Genomic DNA, 2,348 nt, shown 5'->3' on the forward strand with positions numbered 1-2,348 from the left:
CCGCACCCAGCGCGGTCCGGGCCGCGAACTCCGGCCCGGAGGGATGCACGAACCCCTCGGTGAACCAGTGCGGGTGGGTGCTCGCCGCGAACGCCGCCGCGACCACGGTCCACCAGCCCCACCGCGCGTGGCGGTGCCGGGCCAACGCGGCCATGCGTCCGGGCGGGGCGGCGGCCAGCTCGGCGAGGATCATCCCCGCCGCGAACCATGAGGCGAACGCCGGGGGCAGGATCTGGTCGTTGACCCGCTCGGGCAGTCCGAGGTCGTACCAGGGGATCAGAGCCCACGCCAGGCTCAGCACCCCCACGGCCGCGATCACGGGGATGCGCCATCGCGCCGCGCGACCCCGGAGCCCGGCGAGAGCCCACCACAGTAGGGGCAGGACGAGATAGAAGGACATCTCCACGGACAGAGACCACGCGTGGGTCAGACCCTCGACCAGGGAGTCGGGGACGTACACCTGCATCAGGGTCAGGTTGGCAGTCCAGGTCGAGGCGGAACTGCGGGCGTTCTGGGGGATGAGGAAGAACACCGCGGCCACCAGGACGAGGTAGGCCGGCATGATCCGGACGAGGCGGGAACGCAGGTAGGTCCCCGCGGACCGCGCGGTGCCGGGTCCGCCCCGACGGGCGTGGAGGGCGTGGGCCCGCCACAGCAGGAACCCGGACAGGGCGAAGAAGACCGCCACGGACAGGTCGAACCGGCCCCAGACCCGGTTGATCGCCGACCCTGTGGAGGACCCGGTCTGGAACGCGACGTGAGTGGTGAGGACCGCGAGCGCGGCGACCGCGCGGAAGCCCTCCAGCGCCGGGACGAAGCCTGTGGCGGACGGGAGAGTTCCGACTTGTCGGTCGGGGGTGGCGAATGCGTTCTTCATCACTGTTAATCTTCTCCTGATGATGGTCCGGTCCGGCGACCGACCCGGGGAGCTACCCGGCGGTAACCGGCGGATCCAGGGTGCGACTCCAGGAGGACAACCGATGGCACGACAGAGTAGTTCCGCGGGACGGAGGTCGTCAGTGCCCGCGCTGGTCCTCGTCGGGCTCGGCGCGTTCCTCATCACTATCGCACTGGCGCTCGTCTTCTTCGTCGTGCCGGCGCAGAAGAAGACTCCGCTGGACATCAACACCACCACCGTCACCGAGACCACGCAGGGCGCGGTCCTGGTGGGTGCGGCCCTGGCCGGCAACTCGCCGACCGAGCTCAACTCGACCCGGCCGGAGTGCAGCGCCGACGACGCGGCCGGCGACGAGGACGCCGACGCCCCCGGGGACGGCGCGGCGGGCGACGACGAGGTAGTCGAGACCCAGGACGGTGCGGAGGCCGACGACTCCGAGGTCCAGTTCCCGGTCACCTGCTTCATCGACAACGACATCCCGCTCTACTCGCAGCGCCGGGTCCAGGCGGTCGAGCCGTCGGACGCCGAGGTGATCACGTTCCAGGCCGCGCAGTCGCTGCTCCGCGAGGACAAGACCGGGTCGGACGGGGTCGAGGGCCTGGTCAACGCCTCGATCGACCGCGTCACCGTGGACCGCGTGACCGCCGAGCCGATCGACGAGGCCGTGAGCACCCTGCAGTTGGTCGCGACCGGGGCCGAGGACTCCGCCCCCACCGGGTTCGTCCGCAACGGCCTGCAGTACAAGTTCCCGTTCGACACCGAGCAGCGGGACTACGACTACTTCGACGCCAGCACCTTCACCACCAACCCGATCTCCTTCGTCGGTGAGACCACCGTCGGCGGCATCGACGCGTACGAGTTCCGCCAGGAGCTCGGCCCGATCGACATGTGGTCCTCGATCCGCGACCACTTCGCCTCGATCACCGACGGGTACGACCCCGCCGTGGAGGCCGTGCTGGCCAGCTACCGGCGCGAGGGCATGACCGCGGGCCAGTGGGGCCTCGAGGGTGACCCGGAGCGCGAGGTCGACATGCGTCGCTACTACACCAACACCCGCACGGTGTACGTCAACCCGGAGACCGGCCAGGTGATCAACGGCAACGAGAACATCTACCAGTTCTTCGCCGAGGACCAGGACGAGGCCGAGGCCTTCTTCAACGACGCGGCGGGCATGGAGGAGGAGAAGGCCGAGCCCACCCGGACGGCCGTCCGATTCGAGTCCGGCTGGAACGAGGAGACCAAGGAGATCACGCAGTCCGCCGCCCAGGAGACCGCCGACACGCTCAACACGTTCGGTCGCATCCTGCCGGCCGTGCTCGGTGTGCTGGGCGTGCTGGCACTGCTCGGTGGCATCCTCCTGGGTGCCCGCAGCGGTGCCGGGGGACGCACCACCCGGGGCACGCGCGACACCCGCGGTGTGCGCGGGGACGGTGGCGCCGGGCCGGCGACG

At 70.4% G+C, this 2,348-nt stretch carries 2 protein-coding genes; one reads left to right on the plus strand and one right to left on the minus strand.

The features are described 5' to 3' along the window. A partial coding sequence (locus G6021_RS04120) for an acyltransferase (protein ID WP_182640720.1) occupies positions 1-877 on the minus strand: 877 nt, incomplete at its 3' end. 103 nt (positions 878-980) lie between these two features. Between G6021_RS04120 and G6021_RS04125 the strand changes: the two genes are divergently transcribed. Then, the coding region (locus G6021_RS04125; protein WP_187700422.1) for a DUF3068 domain-containing protein at positions 981-2,348 on the plus strand (1,368 nt) is incomplete at its 3' end.

It is taken from the genome of Dietzia sp. CW19, from assembly GCF_014145265.1.
Classification (GTDB): domain Bacteria; phylum Actinomycetota; class Actinomycetes; order Mycobacteriales; family Mycobacteriaceae; genus Dietzia; species Dietzia natronolimnaea.